Below are 16,418 nucleotides of genomic sequence, written 5' to 3'. Positions count from 1 at the left end.
TAATTACCATGTGTCGTTTGAACCAGGGCCGAATGGTGTCAGAATAATATTCCGCCTCCGTATCTATAACTTAAAAGTACATTTCCCGCGTTTACAGGACAGAACAGGATAGTTTTGGCTAGCTTCCTTATTAACATTACACCCTGACAATTGCCAGGATATATGGGAGCAGTTTTAGGTGTTATTTTTCATGCGATCGGCGGATTTGCCTCCGGCAGTTTTTATATTCCTTTTAAGAAGGTTAGAAATTGGGCATGGGAAAGTTTTTGGATCGTCGGCGGAATATTTTCCTGGCTTGTCGTTCCCTTCATAGCTGCCTGGTTAACTATTCCCGGGTTTATGTCCGTTATCTGCGGAACGGAGGGAGAAACGGTTTTCTGGACCTATGCAATGGGCTTTTTATGGGGGATAGGCGGGCTTACCTTTGGCCTGGGCATTCGTTACCTGGGGGTTTCGCTGGGCCAGTCGGTAGCGCTGGGTTTCACTTCGGCCTTTGGCGCCTTGCTGCCGCCCATTTACCGGGACTTGTTTTCTCCTGGTTCGGAAGGAACCTTTTCTTCGATGCTGACCAGTACGGGAGGAAGGCTGGTACTTCTTGGAGCGCTTGTTTGCCTTGCGGGCATCTATATATGCGGAAAAGCCGGCATGCTGAAGGAAGCGGAGCTGAGCGATGAACAGAAACAAAAAGCGTAAAGGAGTTTTCCGTAAAAAAAGGATTGATCGTGGCCATTATTTCCGGGATCCTCAGCGCCTGCTTTAATTACGGGATTGAGGCCGGCCGGCCCATGGCCGAAGCAGCCGAACTGGCAGGAGCGAACCCGCTTTTCCGGAATAACATTAGTTTTGTAGTGATCCTCTGGGGAGGGCTCACGACTAACCTTATCTGGTGCATGATACTGAACGCACGTAACAGGACATTTGGCGATTATACAAATAAGGCTGCGCCACTGGCGCGTAACTACCTTTTTTCGGCCATGGCCGGTACCACCTGGTTCCTCCAGTTTTTCTTCTACGGAATGGGCGAAAGCAAGCTGGGCAACGGGGCCAGTTCCTGGATATTGCACATGGCCTTTATCATACTCGCATCCAACCTTTGGGGGATTGCTTTGAAAGAATGGCAGGGAGTAAGTAATAAAACTTTTAAAACTATATTAGCGGGGATTGCTGTGATCATATTGTCTGTAGTAATAGTCGGTTACGGCAATTCCCTGGCATCTTAAATCATATTTTACAATGGATACAAAATTTAAACACGTCAGTTACCTTTGGGATGAAAGCAGGGCAAAAGCCCTGGAAAACGATGAGGTAGCGTTATTGTTATACCGTTCGAACTTACTTGGCGCCGACCTGCGGCTTACCAACTACGCTGGTGGAAATACCAGCTGCAAAACCAGGGAAACCGATCCCCTGACAGGGAATGAAGTGGAGGTACTTTGGGTAAAGGGTTCAGGGGGCGACCTGGGAACGCTGAAACGCAGCGGGCTCGCCGGCCTGTACCTGGACCGCCTTCACGATCTTAAAAAAAGGTACCGGGGCCTGGAGTACGAGGATGAAATGGTAGGCTTGTTCAGCCATTGTATTTACGACCTGGATTCAAAAGCCCCGTCCATCGATACGCCTTTGCATGCCTTTCTTCCTTTTACACATGTAGATCACCTTCACCCGGATGCTATTATCGCCATATGCGCTTCCAAAGACGGAGAGGCTATTACTCGGGAATTGTTCGGCGGCCAGCTGGCCTGGGTGCCCTGGCAGCGGCCGGGCTTTGACCTTGGATTGAAAATGGAGCAAGCGGTAAAGGATAACCCAGGGATCCGCGGCATTATGCTGGGCGGGCACGGTTTGTTCACCTGGGGGATACCGCCTACGAATCTTATATGAATACCCTGGAGACCATTGAAAAGGCAGCTATTTACCTGGAAGAGAATTACGGTAAGAAGCGCCCTGTATTCGGCGGTCAGAAAGTGGCGTCCCTGGAAGAAGGGCAGCGCCGGGAAATAGCGGCGCAGTTAATACCTTACCTTCGCGGCCTTGCTTCCGAGCAGAAAGCCATGATCGGCCATTTTACAGATGATCCCCGCGTGCTGGAGTTTATCGGCAGTAATGACCTGGATAAGCTTGCTCCAATGGGTACCAGCTGTCCTGACCACTTCCTCCGGACAAAGATCCGGCCGCTGGTACTTGATTTACCCGCTGAAAAACTGGAAGGCAGTTCCGAAGAAATTATTGCGCATCTGCGTCCGCAGTTTGAAGCTTATCGTAAGGATTACCAGGCTTATTATGAACGCTGCAAGCGCGATAACAGCCCGGCGGTGCGCGATCCTAACCCGGTGATCATCCTTTACCCGGGAGTGGGCATGTTTGCCTTTGCCAAGGATAAGCAGACTACCCGCGTTTCGGCGGAATTCTATATCAACGCCATCAACGTGATGAAAGGCGCTGAAGCGATCTCTTCCTATGTTTCCCTGCCGGAACAGGAAGCTTTTGATATTGAATACTGGCTGCTGGAAGAAGCGAAATTGCAGCGGATGCCGAAAGAAAAGCCCCTGTCGAGGAAAGTAGCCTTTGTTACCGGCGGCTCGGGAGGGATCGGCAAGGCCATTGCCCAGCGTTTCCTGGCAGAAGGCGCCTGCGTAGTGCTTTCCGATATCGACGAAAATGCGCTTGCCGGCGCGAAAGCGGAATTTGATTCAGCTTTCAATAAAGATGTGACGGCCGTGGCTCCAGCGGATGTTACCAGCGCGGAAAAAGTAGCGGCGGCGCTCAGGATCGCGAAACTGCAGTACGGCGGGGTGGATATCATCATCAACTGCGCGGGATTATCCATTTCAAAATCCCTCCTTGAAACAACGGAGAAGGACTGGAACATTCTTTATGACGTGCTGGTAAAAGGACAATTCCTGGTTTCCAGGGAAGGGGCAGCTATCTTGAAGCAGCAGCATATGGGCGGGGACATAGTGAACATTGCCAGCAAGAACGCCCTGATGTCCGGGCCGAATAACGTGGCCTACGGATCTGCCAAAGCCGCTCAGTTACACATGTCGCGCCTGCTGGCCGCTGAACTGGGACCGGACAAGGTACGGGTGAACGTCGTGAACCCTGACGCTGTGATCGAGGGAAGCAAAATATGGGAAAGCGGCTGGGCCGAAGGCCGGGCCAAGGCCTACGGCATTACAGTGGAAGAACTCCCGGCCTATTACGCCAAGCGTACCATCCTGAACGAAGCTATTTCCACCGAAGATATTGCCAGCGCTGTATTCGTGTTCGTAAGCGGGCTGCTGAAGAAAAGCACCGGCAACGTGTTAAATGTGGACGGCGGCATTCCTGCTACTTTTGTCAGGTAAAAGTCCAGGTCTAAGGAGGAAATATTATGATCATAGAAAAGGAGGCGGTTGAATCCTTCAACAGGAAGTACCGTGCAAAACACGAACGGCAATTTTCCTGGCTGAAAGAAGAGCTTTCCGAACAGGGAGTGGATACGGAAGCGCTGGTAGCGCAGCTGCAGGCCTTCCAGGTAGCGATTCCCAGCTGGGCGCTGGGTACCGGGGGCACGCGGTTCGGCCGCTTTGCCGGCGGAGGGGAACCCGGCAGCCTGGAACAAAAGATCGAAGACATCGGCCTGCTGCACGCCCTGAATAAAAGCAGCGGCGCCATCTCCCTGCATATTCCCTGGGATATCCCGGAGGATCCTGCACATATTAAAAAACTGGCGGAGTCGCACGGTATTCGTTTTGACGCCGTCAATTCGAACACGTTCCAGGACCAGAAGGGGCAGCAGCTTTCTTATAAGTTCGGGTCGCTTTGCCATACCGATGCTGCCGTCCGTAAGCAGGCGGTTGCCCATAATATTGAGGTGATCCGCCACGGCATGGCGCTGGGATCCAAATCCCTTTCGCTCTGGCTTTCGGACGGCTCCTGTTTCCCGGGGCAGCAGAATCTGGCAAGGGCCTTTAATTATACGCTGGAAAGCCTGCGGGAAATTTACGAGGCGCTGCCGGAAGGATGGCAGTTCCTGGTAGAATATAAACCCTACGAACCTAATTTTTATTCAACCGTTATCCAGGACTGGGGCACTTCCCATTTACTTTGTTCAAAGCTTGGCGAAAAAGCAAATGTGCTGGTGGACCTTGGGCATCACCTGCCCAATACGAATATTGAGCAGATCGTGGCTATCCTGATCAATGAAAAACGGCTTGGCGGTTTTCATTTCAACGATTCCAAATACGGAGACGATGATCTTACCGTCGGAAGCATCCGCCCTTACATGCTTTTTCTTATCTTTAACGAGTTGGTGGAGGGGATCCGTCAGTCGGGCGGCGACAGTAATGCCTATGCCTGGATGATCGATGCCAGCCACAATGTGAAGGATCCCCTTGAAGACCTTCTTCAGTCGGTAGAAGCTATCCTGCTTGCTTATGCACAGGCGATGCTGATCAACAGGGAATCTCTGGACAACGCGCAGCTGGCCAATGATGCCGGCAGGGCGCAGCAGATCCTTCAGCAGGCTTTCCGTACCGATGTACGGCCGCTGGTAAAGGAAGCCATGCTGCGGTCGGGGGCCGCGCTGGATCCCCTGGGGCTTTTCAGGGAGTTAAAGGTTCGCGAAAGGCTGATTGAAGAAAGGGGCGCTTCCTCACAAGCCACAGGTTTGTAGATTCGCTCTGCGGTAGCTAAAATCACTATGATTCCTTGTATTGCAGTATTTGATATAGGTAAAACGAATAAAAAATTATTGCTTTTTGACGAGCAATATAACGTTATCCATTCCCTTGCCCGGCAGTTTGATGAAATAACGGATGAAGATGGGTATCCCAGTGAAAACCTGGAGGAGGTAAGCGCCTGGGTACTTTCCACCTGGAAACAGCTGGAAGATGACCGGCATTTTGATATTAAAGCCCTTAATTTTACCACCTACGGCGCCAGCCTTGTCCATCTGGACGGGGAAGGTAACACGGTGGGGGCGCTTTACAACTATCTAAAGCCTTTCCCGGAAGATCTTCTCCGGAAGTTTCGCGAAGATTACGGGGAAGAGGTACAGTTTTGCACGGAAACGGCCTCTCCTCCGCTGGGTATGCTGAATTCCGGCCTGCAGCTATACTGGCTGAAATATGCCCGGAAGGAGCTTTTCAGCAAGGTCCGTTATAGCCTTCACCTGCCGCAGTACTTTTCCCGGCTTCTCGGAGGCCGTTATTGTTCGGAATATACAAGCGTGGGCTGCCATACCGGCTTGTGGGATTTCAATGCAGGCGACTATCACCGCTGGGTGAAGAATGAAGGCCTGGACGTGCTTTTTCCCCCGCTGGTCACCGATCCTTTTAACGGGGCCATTCCCTTCAGGGGCGGGTATATTCCCCTGGGGACAGGCCTGCATGACAGTTCTTCCGCCCTGATCCCTTACCGGAAACAGGCTGGCACTTCTTTTATGCTACTTTCCACGGGTACCTGGGGAATTACGCTGAACCCTTTTGCCCGGGAGCCGCTGAATCCCGAACTGCTGCTTTCGGATTGCCTCAACTTTATGAGCCCCGGAGGAGAAACGGTGCGGGCATCGCGCTTCTTCCTCGGGCATTATCACGATGAAATGCTGAAACGGCTGGAAAGCGTATTTCACCCCGCCGCTATCAAGATCATCGGCTGGGACCGGGAAGAAGTTGAAAAATGGCGCAACGCAGATCTGAACGGCCTTGGCGAGGATTTTGAGAAATGGGATATGAGCTATTTCAAAGAATTCCGCCATGCTTACGCCAGTCTGATGCGGGCCCTGGTGAAAAAGCAATCCCGGGCCATCCGTCTTGCAGCCGGCAGCGAAGGACAACATGATATCCTTTACCTGGATGGCGGCTTCAGTAAAAACCCCCTGTTCATTGCCATGCTGAAAAAGGAATTCCCGGGATTGTCCATTGAGTCGCTGGGCTTTCATGAAGGGACAGCCCTGGGCGCTGCTATGCACCTCGGGCTGTTCTGATCCTTCCCGGCCGGGTTAACCGGCCGCAAAACCAGTGTTGCGATCACTAAGACAGTTGCCTGCTCCAGTCCATCTTCGCGGAAAAATACATCATGACAGCAACGATCAGGAACAAACCCACGCTTCCGAGAAGCAAGGCCAGGTCCTGCAATTGGATAAGTACGAAAATAAAGACATAGAAAGTACTTAATATTGCCGCAAGGGCCGCGGCCGATCGTTTATTCAGAATGGCGGCAAGGAAGGCACCGATAAGGATCACCGTAGCAGCCGAAGCGATCAGGTAGGCCGTATTAAAATCAAGCTGTTCGCTGAAGGACAACAATAAAATATAATAGATAATCATTGCCGCGCCGATAAGCAGGTACTGGAAAGGATGCACTTTCCTCTTCCCGAGAAACTCGGAAAAGAACAAGGCGGCAAAGGTCAGCAGGATGATCAGCACGGCATATTTTGCGGAACGCATCGTCTTCTGGTACTGATCTACCGGTAAAAGAAATTCCACGCCGAAAGAGGCCGCTTTTTCTTCGGCCTGCAGCGCCGTGTTTTCCCCGGTCCATTGCTGCGGATAGGGCCTGTTAAAGTAAGGCATCGTCCAGGCCGCGGTGAACCCGTCCTGACCTACCTGGCGTTCTTCCGGCAGGTAACGGCCTGTAAAACTGGGGTTATTCCACTGGCTTTCCAGTTTTACGGTGGTGGTTTTTCCCAGCGGAAGAAAGCTGAGCTGCCGCGATCCTTTCAGGTCAAGATCGAAACTAAAATCGAGCCCCGTATTCCGGACGGTTCCCAGGTCCGGGAGGATGACCAGGTTATGACTGAATAATTTCAGGGAAGTGAAGTCCGGTTCCACGCCGTACGTCTCACTGCCAAGCCGGATGACGGGGTTGTTCTTCAGGCCTTTCAGGTCGCTTAGCCCAATCACTACTTTTGCTTCGTTCCATAGGATCCCGGCCGGGTCGATGCCCGGCTTTTTCAGGTCAAGCGGGCTGAACCTGCCGCTTACTTTGATGTCTGCATCATACACCACGGCGTCATAGATGCCCCTGTGCAGGGTTTCCGTTGCCGCGCTGCCGGTAATTTCCAGCGTTTCCGGAAGAATATGGATCGTACTTATTACTTCCTTGTACGTGATGGCTCCCGATGTGTCTCTGCGGCCGACCATTGACTTATAGGGCAGCAGCAGTACAGGCCCTTCCAGCAGCTGCTGTCCCGCCCATTTGTCTGAAATTTCAGCAATGACCTCGTCCTGTCGCTGCTGCCTCTCCTGTATCAGCGATTGTATCCAGACTGTCGGAATAAGCAGCAGCAGCGTGAGGCCGCCGATGAGGACTGCTTTGAGTACCACCGAATCCGCAAGTTTTTTTACGGCGGGGATGTTTTCTGTTTGTTGTGGCGTATCCATGTTTTTTGATTTAAAGTACTTTGAAATACAAAGTATTTGGGTAAAAAAATTTATCTCTTCTGTTGCTCTATTAGTAGTTCCAATGCTTCCAGGTGTTTCCTGAAAGCTTCTCTCCCTTTTTTTGAAGCCGTATACCGTGTATTGGGCTTCCGTCCCACAAATTTCTTGTTCACTTCGATATAGGTTTCTTTTTCCAGGGTTTTTAAATGGGACGCAAGATTGCCGTCGGTTACCTTCAGTAATTCTTTCAGTGAATTGAAGTCGTAACTTTCATTTGCAACCAGTACGCTCATTATCTGGAGACGTACGCGATTCTCAAATGCCTTATCGAAGTGTTCCAGGAATGCTTTCACCTGTCGTATTTAAAATGCATGACAATTCCATAGATAATGTGCAGCAGGCCGAATCCTGTTATCCAAAAGATCAACCCGTAACCGGGCACCAGCGCAGCCAGCAGGCCCAGGAAGATCTCGCAGAAACCAAGCCATTTTACGTCTGAGAACGTATACTGGCTGCCGGATACCAGCGCCAGCCCGTAGAACAGCAGGCAGGCGGGGACAATGATCCCGTATTGGCCCCTTAACAACATGATCAAAATAAACAGGCCGCCGGAAAGTAAAGGCACCGTCAGGCTCGCCAGCAGGCGTTTGCTTCCTGCATTCCAGCAATCTTCCTGCTGTTTCCTTGCTTTCCTGACAGAAAGCCAGACGCCGGTTGCCAGGGAGAGGGCCAGTACGCCTGCGGCAATCAGCGCCAGCTGCTTCCAGAGCAGCGGATCGCTGAGGTAGTATTCTCTTACCTGTATCCCGCCGCTTTCCCTGTAGACTAACCGGTAAGCAAGCCATCCGCCCGCCAGGGCGTAAGTACCCGCCAGGATCCCCGACAATCCGCTCAGGGAAATGAACTTTGCCGATCGTTCCATCAGGTTCCGGATGGCGCTCAATTCAGAATAAACATCTTCTTCTTTCATAAAAGAACTTTGTAATGCAAAGTAAATATTAAATTTTTAATTTCGCAAGTACAAATTTTTCCGGTGATAAGGAATTCCTCTTATATTTAAGGAGCCCAAACAACCAATACGATGAAAAGAAGAAAATTCCTGCAATCTTCCTTTGCTTCGGCAACACTTTTTACCATTGTTCCCCGGCAGGTGCTGGGAAAAGGATTTACCGCTCCCAGCGACCAGGTGACCCTGGGGGTAATCGGTACCGGCAAACAAAGCCACGGCCTTACCGGCCAGTTTATCAAGCTGGACGGTTGCCGGGTAGTAGCCGCCTGCGATGTGTATAAAGGCAAACTGGACCGCTTCGTAAAAGAGGTCAACGGCCGCTATGCCGAAAAACTCGGCAAGTCCTCCTACAATGCTACCCTGGGATTCGATAATTACCGGGAGCTGCTGGAAAAAATAGACGCAGTGATCATTGCAACCCCCGACCACTGGCATGCTATCCCGGCTATTGAGGCGATGGAGGCTGGCAAAGACGTGTATTGCGAAAAACCTTTATCCCACACCGTGGAAGAAGGCAGGGCCATGGTCAGCGCCGCCCGGAAACACCAGCGTATCCTGCAAACCGGCAGTATGCAGCGTTCCCGGGAAAGCTTCCGGCATGCCTGCGAGTTGGTGCAGAACGGTTATATCGGCGAGGTAAAAACGGTCAAGGTGAACGTTGGCGACCCGGCCGTTTCCTGCGACCTGCCGGCGGAAGCCAGTCCCAGGGGACTGGATTGGAACGCCTGGCTGGGCCCCGCTCCCCAGCGTCCTTTCAATTCTGTCATGGCCCCGCCCTTGTCTTTTGACGGCTTTCCCAACTGGCGTTTATACGGGGAATACGGGGGCGGAATCCTTTCCGATTGGGGCGCGCATATGTTCGATATTGCGCAATGGGCACTGGGAATGGATAATTCCGGGCCGGTGGAACTGATCCCTCCGCCGGACAGGGAAGCAAAGCGCGGAATGCAGTTTCGCTATGAAAATGGGGTAATCATGACCCACGAGGACTTTGGGCGCGGATTCGCCGTCGAGTTCAACGGTACCGAAGGACAGCTGCAGGTGAGCCGTGAATTCCTGGAAACCAACCCGGCTTCCATTGCATCCCAGGTAATAAAATCCGGCGAAAAAAGACTTTACAAGAGCGATAACCATTATCTTGACTGGCTGAACTGTATTAAAAGCCGGGAACTTCCCGTCTGCGATGTAGAAACAGGCCATCGCTCCGCGACCGTTTGCCACCTGGCGAATATTGCTTACCAACTGGGAATTTCCCTGGAATGGGACCCGGTTAAGGAGCGCTTCAAGGACAGTAAAGCCAATAAGCTGCTTGGGAAAAAATACCGCAAGCCCTATCATATAGGTATTTAAGGCAGGACAGGGCAGGATACCTGCCGCCGAAATATTTGCCACCTTAGGTGCATGGATACTGGTGGCCAGTTGTGGGACGCTTTCAGGGAGGGCGATATGAAAGCCTTCGGAGAACTTTATCACCGGTATTACCGTCCGCTGTATAATTACGGCTTTACTATTTTTGCCGACAAGGAAGTAATCATGGACTGCCTGCATGAATTGTTCCTGGACCTTTGGGAGCGGCGGGACCGCCTTGCTGCGGTGAATAACATCAAATACTACCTGCTGGTTGCTTTCAGAAGAAGGATCATCCATACCCGCAAACGCGGGAAACAAACGGAAGCGGTTATCATTCCGGAAACAGAAGCTGCCGCTCAGCCATCGGCGGAAGACCGCTTTATGGAAGAGGAGAGCCGGCTTATTTTTAGCAGCCGGTTCAGGGAAGCATTTGACAAACTCCCTCCCCGGCGGCGGGAAGCGATCTATCTCAGGTATTGCCAGGAATTGAGTTATCCCCAGATCACCCTTGTAATGGAAGTACAATACCAGACCGTGCGGGACCTGATCTCCAAAGGCATTAAAACGCTGCGCAAAGAGCTGCAGCGGGACGTGCAGGCCGCTTCCATTACTTACCCTGCCCAGGGTATGCCCGGATGGTCTTCCTGATCTTTTTCATTTTTTTAATAAACCGACACTACAAAACACGAAAGACTTCCTCTTTACATATATCGCGGGTTAGCAATCTCCGCTGAACTTATTATGAAATTTGAGGACGATCTGAACGACAAAGACGTGCAGGACCAGTGGCGGCGGCTGCAGGCAGCTATTGAAAAGAAGCAAGCCGCAGGGGAACAGCCGGTACGCGCTATTCGTCCGGGCTGGAAAACCAGCTGGAAAACCGGCTGGAAAAGATCCGCGGGCATTGCGGCCAGCCTGGCATTGCTCCTGGCAGTATCAATATGGCTTATCCACGAACCTTCTTCCCGCATACTGTATAGCACTGGCTACGGTGAGCAGAAACATATCACCCTTCCCGATAGTTCGCGGGTGGTATTGAATTCCAATTCTTCCCTCAGCTTTGACAACAATTGGCAGCCGCAGGAGCCCAGAAGCGTGGAACTGAGCGGGGAAGCCTTTTTCTCGGTAGTACATACCGGAAACAACCAACGGTTTATTGTGAATACCCCGGAAGGCATGGAAGTACAGGTACTCGGTACTGAGTTCAATGTCTACGACCGAAGGGGGATTCAGCGGGTAGTGCTTAATTCCGGAAGCGTGCGGCTGGAATACAAGGACCGGGAAGCAGTCAGTATGGCCCCGGGGAAATGGTCACCAGGCAAGGACAGGGCGCCAGGCTGGAAAAGAGGAAGGTGGACGCCTCCCGGTATTCTTCCTGGACCAGCGGAAGGCTGGTATTTGAGAATACGCCGGTGAAAGAGATATGCCGGCTTATACAAGATAATTTCGGGCTGGCGGTTTCCCTCCCCGATACGCTGCTGGGAAACAGGTTGTTTAACGGCACTTTTCCCGCCAACGATGCAGAAGTCCTGTTAAAAGCTTTGATGACTACGTATAACCTGGAAGTGGCTGAAAACGGAGGTGGCCTGCAATTGCGCAGGAAACCGGTGCCCCCTGGTAATCAAGGCCGATAATCGTATAAATTAACCTAAATAATAAGAAAATGAGCGTAAGAGAACGAAGCTCGGTTTTGGCTTTTTTGTTTTTTATCCTGGCGCTTCCCGGAATTTCGGAAGCGCAATGGCAGCTGCAAAGTAAGCGTTTGAACCGCTATGCAGATTCACGTGAACTGAAAGAGGTACTCAAAGAACTGGAGAATGGTTACGAAGTATTCTTTTCCTACGACGCTGCTACGCTGAAAGACAAGAAAACCCGCCTGAAGGTAGACCGGTCCCTGGAACTGGAACAGCAGCTGGCCCGCATTTTAACGCCCCTGGACTTGCGCTTTGAGCAGGTTTCGGCTCAAGTCTATGCTATTTTGCCGGCGCAAAAGGCTGTTTCTTTGCCGGGCAGCGCGCCGCAGCCGGCGCCTGAACTGCCGGCGAAGGAACAAAAGGCGCAGGCGCTTGTCAGCGGAACGGTCAGCGACAGCCTGGAGAACGAGCCGCTGCCCGGCGTTTCCATCATTGTGAAGGGGTCGCAGAGAGGAACGGTGACGGACATGGATGGAAAGTTTGAGATCGCTCTGGAAGAAGAACAGGCAGTACTGGTCGTTTCCTTTCTGGGTTACGTGAGCAAAGAAGTACCGGTCAGCAGCGGCCAGCAGGTGGACATTGTTTTGGCCAGTGACCTCCAGGCGCTGAATGAAGTAGTTGTGGTAGGATACGGTACACAGAAAAAGATCACGCTTACCAGTTCGGTATCCTCTATTGATGCCAAAGAGATCAGCAAGGCGCCTGTGACCAATATCAGTAACGCCCTGGTAGGACGGCTGCCGGGCCTTATCGCTGTGAACGGGAACGGGAAGCCGGGTTCCGGCTCCAGTATTTCCATCCGGGGCGCCAGCACGTTCGGCGATAACAGTGCGCTGATCGTCGTGGACGGGATCGTCCGGGACTTCCAGTTCATTGATCCTAATGAAATAGAAAGCGTTTCTATCCTGAAGGACGCTTCGGCCACGGCTGTGTACGGCTCCAGGGCTGCCAACGGCGTTATCCTGATCACCACCAAGCGGGGCAGCGAAGGGAAACCGACTTTCAATTACAACGGCTTCGTAGGGATGCAGTCGCCCACCCGGTACCCCGACGTGCTGAGCGCTTATGAATATGCCCTTACTAAGAACCAGGCGGTACTGAACGCCGGTAAACCCGCCCAGTATTCGCCGCAGGAGCTGGAGGATATCAGGACGGGAGTTATCCCGGAAACCGACTGGTACGGCCTTACGCTGAAAGACCAGTCTTTCCAGACCCAGCAGAATATCAGCGTCAACGGGGGCACCGAGGCGATCAAATATTACCTTTCCCTGGGCTACCTTGACCAGGACGGCATGTATGACCGGATCAACTTCAAACGGTATTCGATCCGCTCTAACGTAGATGCGAATATCAATGACAACCTGACCATTTCGGCCGATTTTGATGCCAGCACCCGCGATCACCGGGCCAGCGCCTATTCGGCGGAAGCCATTTTCGACGATATCGTGGCCGCCTACCCGATGGACCTGGCTTACAATCCTGACGGCACCATCTTCTATACGCACGAACAGCATCCCGTGGAGGAGATCAAGACCGGGTACAATAATACCAAGGTGAATATTCTGCAGGCCACGCTTTCCCTGAAGCAAAAGCTTCCTTTTGTGGAGGGCCTGTCTGTATCCGGAAGAGCGTCTTTCGGTAAGGAATACAGCAATAACAAGCATTATAACGTACCTATCCTGATGAACAGGCAGGATGCCGAAGGAAACACCCTGGAGATCTATCCTTACGGCGGATGGAACGGGAAAACATCGCTCCGCCAGGGCTTTGACGAATATAATACGACTACCCTGAACGCTTCGCTGAATTACCAGCGCAGCTTCGGCGACCATGACGTCAGCGGGCTCCTCCTGTTCGAACAGTTTGATGCCAAGTCCAATAATTTCTTCGGCTTCCGGACGAATTTTCCCGCCGAGGGCCTGGATGAGTTCTTTTACGGAGGAGAAGCCCAGAAAGACGCCAACGGAGGTTCCTTTAACGATGGCCGGCGGAGTACCGTGGCCCGGGTGAATTATACCTATAAGCAGCGTTATATGTTTGAAGCGTCGTTCCGCAGGGACGGTTCAGTGGCATTTCCCGAAAACAAGAAATACGGGTTCTTCCCGGCCGTTTCCGCCGGGTGGCGCCTGGGGGAGGAATCCTTTATCCGGGATAATGACGGCCTGGCCTTTATCGACAACCTCAAGCTGAGGGCATCCTACGGGGAAGTGGGGAATGACCGGAATGTTTACGATGCCAGCGGCAGAGTGCCCACCTTCCAGTACCTGCAGGCTTTTAACCCCTCAGGGACCATTGTGTCCGGCAGCGAGGGGCTGTCCAGCATCGCGCCGGGGATACTTCCCAACCCGAACGTTACCTGGGAAACTGCCACCATTGCGGACGTGGGACTGGAAGGTTCCCTCTGGAAAAGCAAGCTGGAATTTATCGTGGACGTGTTTTATAAACGCACTTCCGATATCCTGCTGGAACGCATCCGCTCCATTCCGGCCACCCTGGGCGCCCAGCTGCCGGCGGAAAATTATGCAGAAGTGGATAACAAGGGTATTGAAATGTCCTTTACCCACCGGAACCAGGTGGGAGCGCTGAATTTTTACGTCACGCTGAACGGCAGTTTTTCCAAAAGCAAGGTCATTACCCTGGATGAGCCGGCCAATATCCCTGATTACCTGCTGCAAACCGGGCGCCCCCTGGGGTTCATTACCGGGTACCAGGCCATTGGTTTCTTCCAGTCGGAAGAGGATATTGCTTCTTATTATCCCCAGTTCAACGGAGGGCAGCAGCCCGGAGATGTGAAATATGCGGATATCAACGGCGATCAGAAAGTAGATGCCAACGATATCACCATCATTTCCATGGACAACAGTACGCCTAAGGTAATCGGCGGCCTGTCGTTCGGAGGTTCGGTAAAAAGATTTGACTTTGCCGTGCTGTTCCAGGGCGCGACCAAGGTGAACCGCCTGCTGGACGGTATGGCCAGGAACTTCTTTTTGGGCGGGTCCAGGAATACATTCACGGATCTGCTGGACTACTGGACACCCGATAACCGCGACGCACTTTATCCGCGGCCCTGGGAAGGCCCTCATCCTACCAACTCCTTAACTTCCAGCCTGTACCTCAGGGATGCCAGTTATATCCGGCTGAAGTCCGTGGACCTGGGTTATACTTTTTCGGATAAGGTCGTAAAGGGGATCGGTGTAGAGCGCCTGCGGATCTACCTTTCCGGTACGAACCTCCTTACCCTCGATAAGCTAAAGATGTTTGACCCGGAAGTAGAGAACCCCGGCGGCTCCTACTACCCGCAGCAGCGGACCATGAACCTGGGCCTTAACCTGACTTTCTGACCTTTAATACCTTTATGATGAAAAAGCTGAAAAATTTTATACTACTGCTTGCCGGCCTGTGTTTCACAGTTTCCTGTCAGGATGATTTCCTTGACCGGCAGGCTACCAATGCCATTCCCGAAGAGGACGTGTTCGAAGACCCGGCCCTGATGCAATTATTCGTCAATAATATGTACGCGGATGTGCCTTCCTTCGATTTCGGGTTATACGATAATATTACCGATGAGTCGCGCTGCTACTGGGGCGGCGGCCCCCTGAACGTGGTGCAGGGACAGTGGTTCGCAGATAACAATCCCATGGAATACTGGGCATATGCGGCCATCCGGAAGGCCAACATGTTCCTGGAAAAGATCGAGGATGCGCCGGTGGAAGAAGAAGAAAAGGCCGTGCTGAAAGGCCAGGTGAAATTCCTCCGGGCCATGCATTATTTTAAGATGGTGAAAAGATACGGAGGCGTGCCGGTGATCACCGAACCGCAGGATCTTTCCGACGATCTCTTTGTAAAGCGGCAGTCCACTGACGAAAGTTTTGCCTTCATTGTGCGCGAACTGGAAGAAGCCGCCGGGCTGCTGCCTGAAACCTACGGGGATATCGCCGTAGACGTGGGGAAGGCCAACAAGTATTCTGCGAAAGCCTTCCTGGGCAGGGTGTACCTGTTCTGGGCCAGCCCGCTTTATAATCCGGAGGGCGATGTGACCCGCTGGGAAAAAGCGGCGGCCATTAATAAAGAAGTGATGGACGCGGAAGTATACGACCTGCATCCCAGTTTCCGGAACATCATGCTGGATAAGAACAATGAAGAAGAGATCTTCAGCGTACAGTTCCTGAAACCCTATCGCGAGCATGGATGGGATTCCTGGGCCATGCCCGATTCGAGGTCCAAACAGTCCGCCGTAGCGCGCAGCCCCCTGCAGGAATTTGTGGACGCTTTCGAGATGAAGAACGGGAAAGCCATTGATGAGCCCGGTTCGGGATACGACCCCGCCAATCCTTACGCGAACAGGGACCCGCGTTTCGATGCTACGCTGATTGTCAACGGGTCCACTTTCGGCTTCCAGGGCTTGCCGGTTTATATGTACGTGGGCGCTCCCATCGACGGGATCAACCTTCCTTACGCCACTATCACCGGTTACCTGATGCGAAAAGGTACCGATGAAAGCAATAAAGATTACTACGGCAATGCGGGCAGCGACCAGAACTGGATAGAGCTTCGTTATGCAGAAGTATTGCTCAACTACGCCGAAGCGCGGAACGAAGCGCTGGCCGCTCCCGACCAGAGCGTTTACGATGCGGTAGAGCGCATTCGCGAAAGAGCCGGCCTTAACCCATTTGAACTTCCGGAAGGCCTGAGCAAGGCCGAAATGAGGGAAACGATAAGACACGAACGGTACATTGAGCTGGCATTTGAGCAAAAGCGGTACTGGGATCTCAGAAGATGGAAAACGGCGGTTGAAAAACTGCATGGGAAGACTTTTCACGCCATGTACATTACCAGGCATGACGATGGTTCCTATACTTACGAAGCCAAACCTGCTACTCAGGGCCCTTATGTATTCCAGGAAAAAATGTACTTTATGCCCATTCCCCAACGGGAAATTGAAAAGAATCCCAACCTGGAGCAAAATCTCGGCTGGTAAGTGCATATTGCCAGGCCATATTT

General features: G+C 52.3%; 13 protein-coding genes and 1 pseudogene. 11 read left to right on the top strand and 3 right to left on the bottom strand.

The window, feature by feature from the left end:
* The first annotated feature begins 162 nt into the window (after window positions 1-162).
* The 5 genes and pseudogenes from FRZ59_RS19690 (at window position 163) to FRZ59_RS02840 (ending at window position 5,965) form a co-directional block, all read left to right on the top strand.
* Window positions 163-693 carry an L-rhamnose/proton symporter RhaT gene (locus tag FRZ59_RS19690; protein WP_349290820.1) on the top strand — a complete coding sequence of 177 codons (531 nt, stop codon included), beginning with the start codon at window positions 163-165 and terminating at the stop codon, window positions 691-693.
* Between the two features lie 29 nt (window positions 694-722).
* Window positions 723-1,220 carry an L-rhamnose/proton symporter RhaT gene (locus tag FRZ59_RS19685; protein WP_349290819.1) on the top strand — a complete coding sequence of 166 codons (498 nt, stop codon included), beginning with the start codon at window positions 723-725 and terminating at the stop codon, window positions 1,218-1,220.
* Between the two features lie 13 nt (window positions 1,221-1,233).
* A pseudogene (locus tag FRZ59_RS02850) lies at window positions 1,234-3,344 on the top strand (bifunctional aldolase/short-chain dehydrogenase).
* A 26-nt stretch (window positions 3,345-3,370) separates the two neighbouring features.
* Window positions 3,371-4,654, top strand: a complete 1,284-nt coding sequence (locus tag FRZ59_RS02845; protein WP_132127385.1) for a sugar isomerase — start codon at window positions 3,371-3,373, stop codon at window positions 4,652-4,654.
* Window positions 4,655-4,681: 27 nt separating this feature from the next.
* A complete protein-coding gene (locus tag FRZ59_RS02840) occupies window positions 4,682-5,965 on the top strand; it encodes an FGGY-family carbohydrate kinase (RefSeq protein WP_132127386.1) in 1,284 nt (427 codons plus the stop codon).
* 46 nt (window positions 5,966-6,011) lie between these two features.
* Here FRZ59_RS02840 and creD read toward each other — a convergent pair whose 3' ends face one another.
* Genes creD through FRZ59_RS02825 form a run of 3 tightly spaced genes read right to left on the bottom strand, consistent with a single transcriptional unit; the run spans window position 6,012 to window position 8,334 of the window.
* Complete coding sequence (gene creD / locus FRZ59_RS02835; RefSeq protein WP_132127387.1) at window positions 6,012-7,364, bottom strand: cell envelope integrity protein CreD; 1,353 nt, start codon at window positions 7,362-7,364, stop codon at window positions 6,012-6,014.
* A 50-nt stretch (window positions 7,365-7,414) separates the two neighbouring features.
* Complete coding sequence (locus FRZ59_RS02830; protein ID WP_132127388.1) at window positions 7,415-7,717, bottom strand: winged helix-turn-helix domain-containing protein; 303 nt, start codon at window positions 7,715-7,717, stop codon at window positions 7,415-7,417.
* A complete protein-coding gene (locus FRZ59_RS02825; protein WP_132127389.1) occupies window positions 7,714-8,334 on the bottom strand; it encodes a hypothetical protein in 621 nt (206 codons plus the stop codon). The genes FRZ59_RS02830 and FRZ59_RS02825 overlap by 4 nt, the downstream gene beginning before the upstream one ends.
* Before the next feature lie 111 nt (window positions 8,335-8,445).
* On the opposite strand from FRZ59_RS02825, the gene FRZ59_RS02820 reads away from it, so the two are divergent.
* The 6 genes from FRZ59_RS02820 to FRZ59_RS02795 all read left to right on the top strand — a co-directional run bounded on the left by FRZ59_RS02820 (window position 8,446) and on the right by FRZ59_RS02795 (window position 16,395).
* Entirely contained in the window at window positions 8,446-9,723 is a 1,278-nt protein-coding gene (locus FRZ59_RS02820) for a Gfo/Idh/MocA family protein (RefSeq protein WP_132127390.1), read from the top strand.
* 51 nt (window positions 9,724-9,774) lie between these two features.
* Window positions 9,775-10,371 (top strand): RNA polymerase sigma factor, encoded by a 597-nt coding sequence (locus FRZ59_RS02815; protein WP_132127391.1) that lies wholly within the window; start codon window positions 9,775-9,777, stop codon window positions 10,369-10,371.
* A gap of 93 nt (window positions 10,372-10,464) precedes the next feature.
* Window positions 10,465-11,139, top strand: a complete 675-nt coding sequence (locus FRZ59_RS02810) for a FecR family protein (RefSeq protein ID WP_147698219.1) — start codon at window positions 10,465-10,467, stop codon at window positions 11,137-11,139.
* Entirely contained in the window at window positions 11,136-11,357 is a 222-nt protein-coding gene (locus FRZ59_RS02805; RefSeq protein ID WP_158640505.1) for a hypothetical protein, read from the top strand. Before FRZ59_RS02810 ends, FRZ59_RS02805 begins: the two co-directional genes overlap by 4 nt.
* 29 nt (window positions 11,358-11,386) lie before the next feature.
* Window positions 11,387-14,758: a SusC/RagA family TonB-linked outer membrane protein gene (locus FRZ59_RS02800; RefSeq protein ID WP_132127393.1), complete on the top strand. Its 3,372-nt coding sequence runs from the start codon at window positions 11,387-11,389 to the stop codon at window positions 14,756-14,758.
* 14 nt (window positions 14,759-14,772) lie between these two features.
* Window positions 14,773-16,395: a RagB/SusD family nutrient uptake outer membrane protein gene (locus FRZ59_RS02795; RefSeq protein ID WP_132127394.1), complete on the top strand. Its 1,623-nt coding sequence runs from the start codon at window positions 14,773-14,775 to the stop codon at window positions 16,393-16,395.
* Window positions 16,396-16,418 lie beyond the last annotated feature (23 nt).

This window comes from Anseongella ginsenosidimutans (assembly GCF_008033235.1).
GTDB classification, from domain to species: Bacteria; Bacteroidota; Bacteroidia; order Sphingobacteriales; family Sphingobacteriaceae; genus Anseongella; species Anseongella ginsenosidimutans.
The sequence above is the reverse complement of the archived record's forward strand: the minus strand, read 5'-3'. Positions and strand labels throughout refer to the sequence as shown.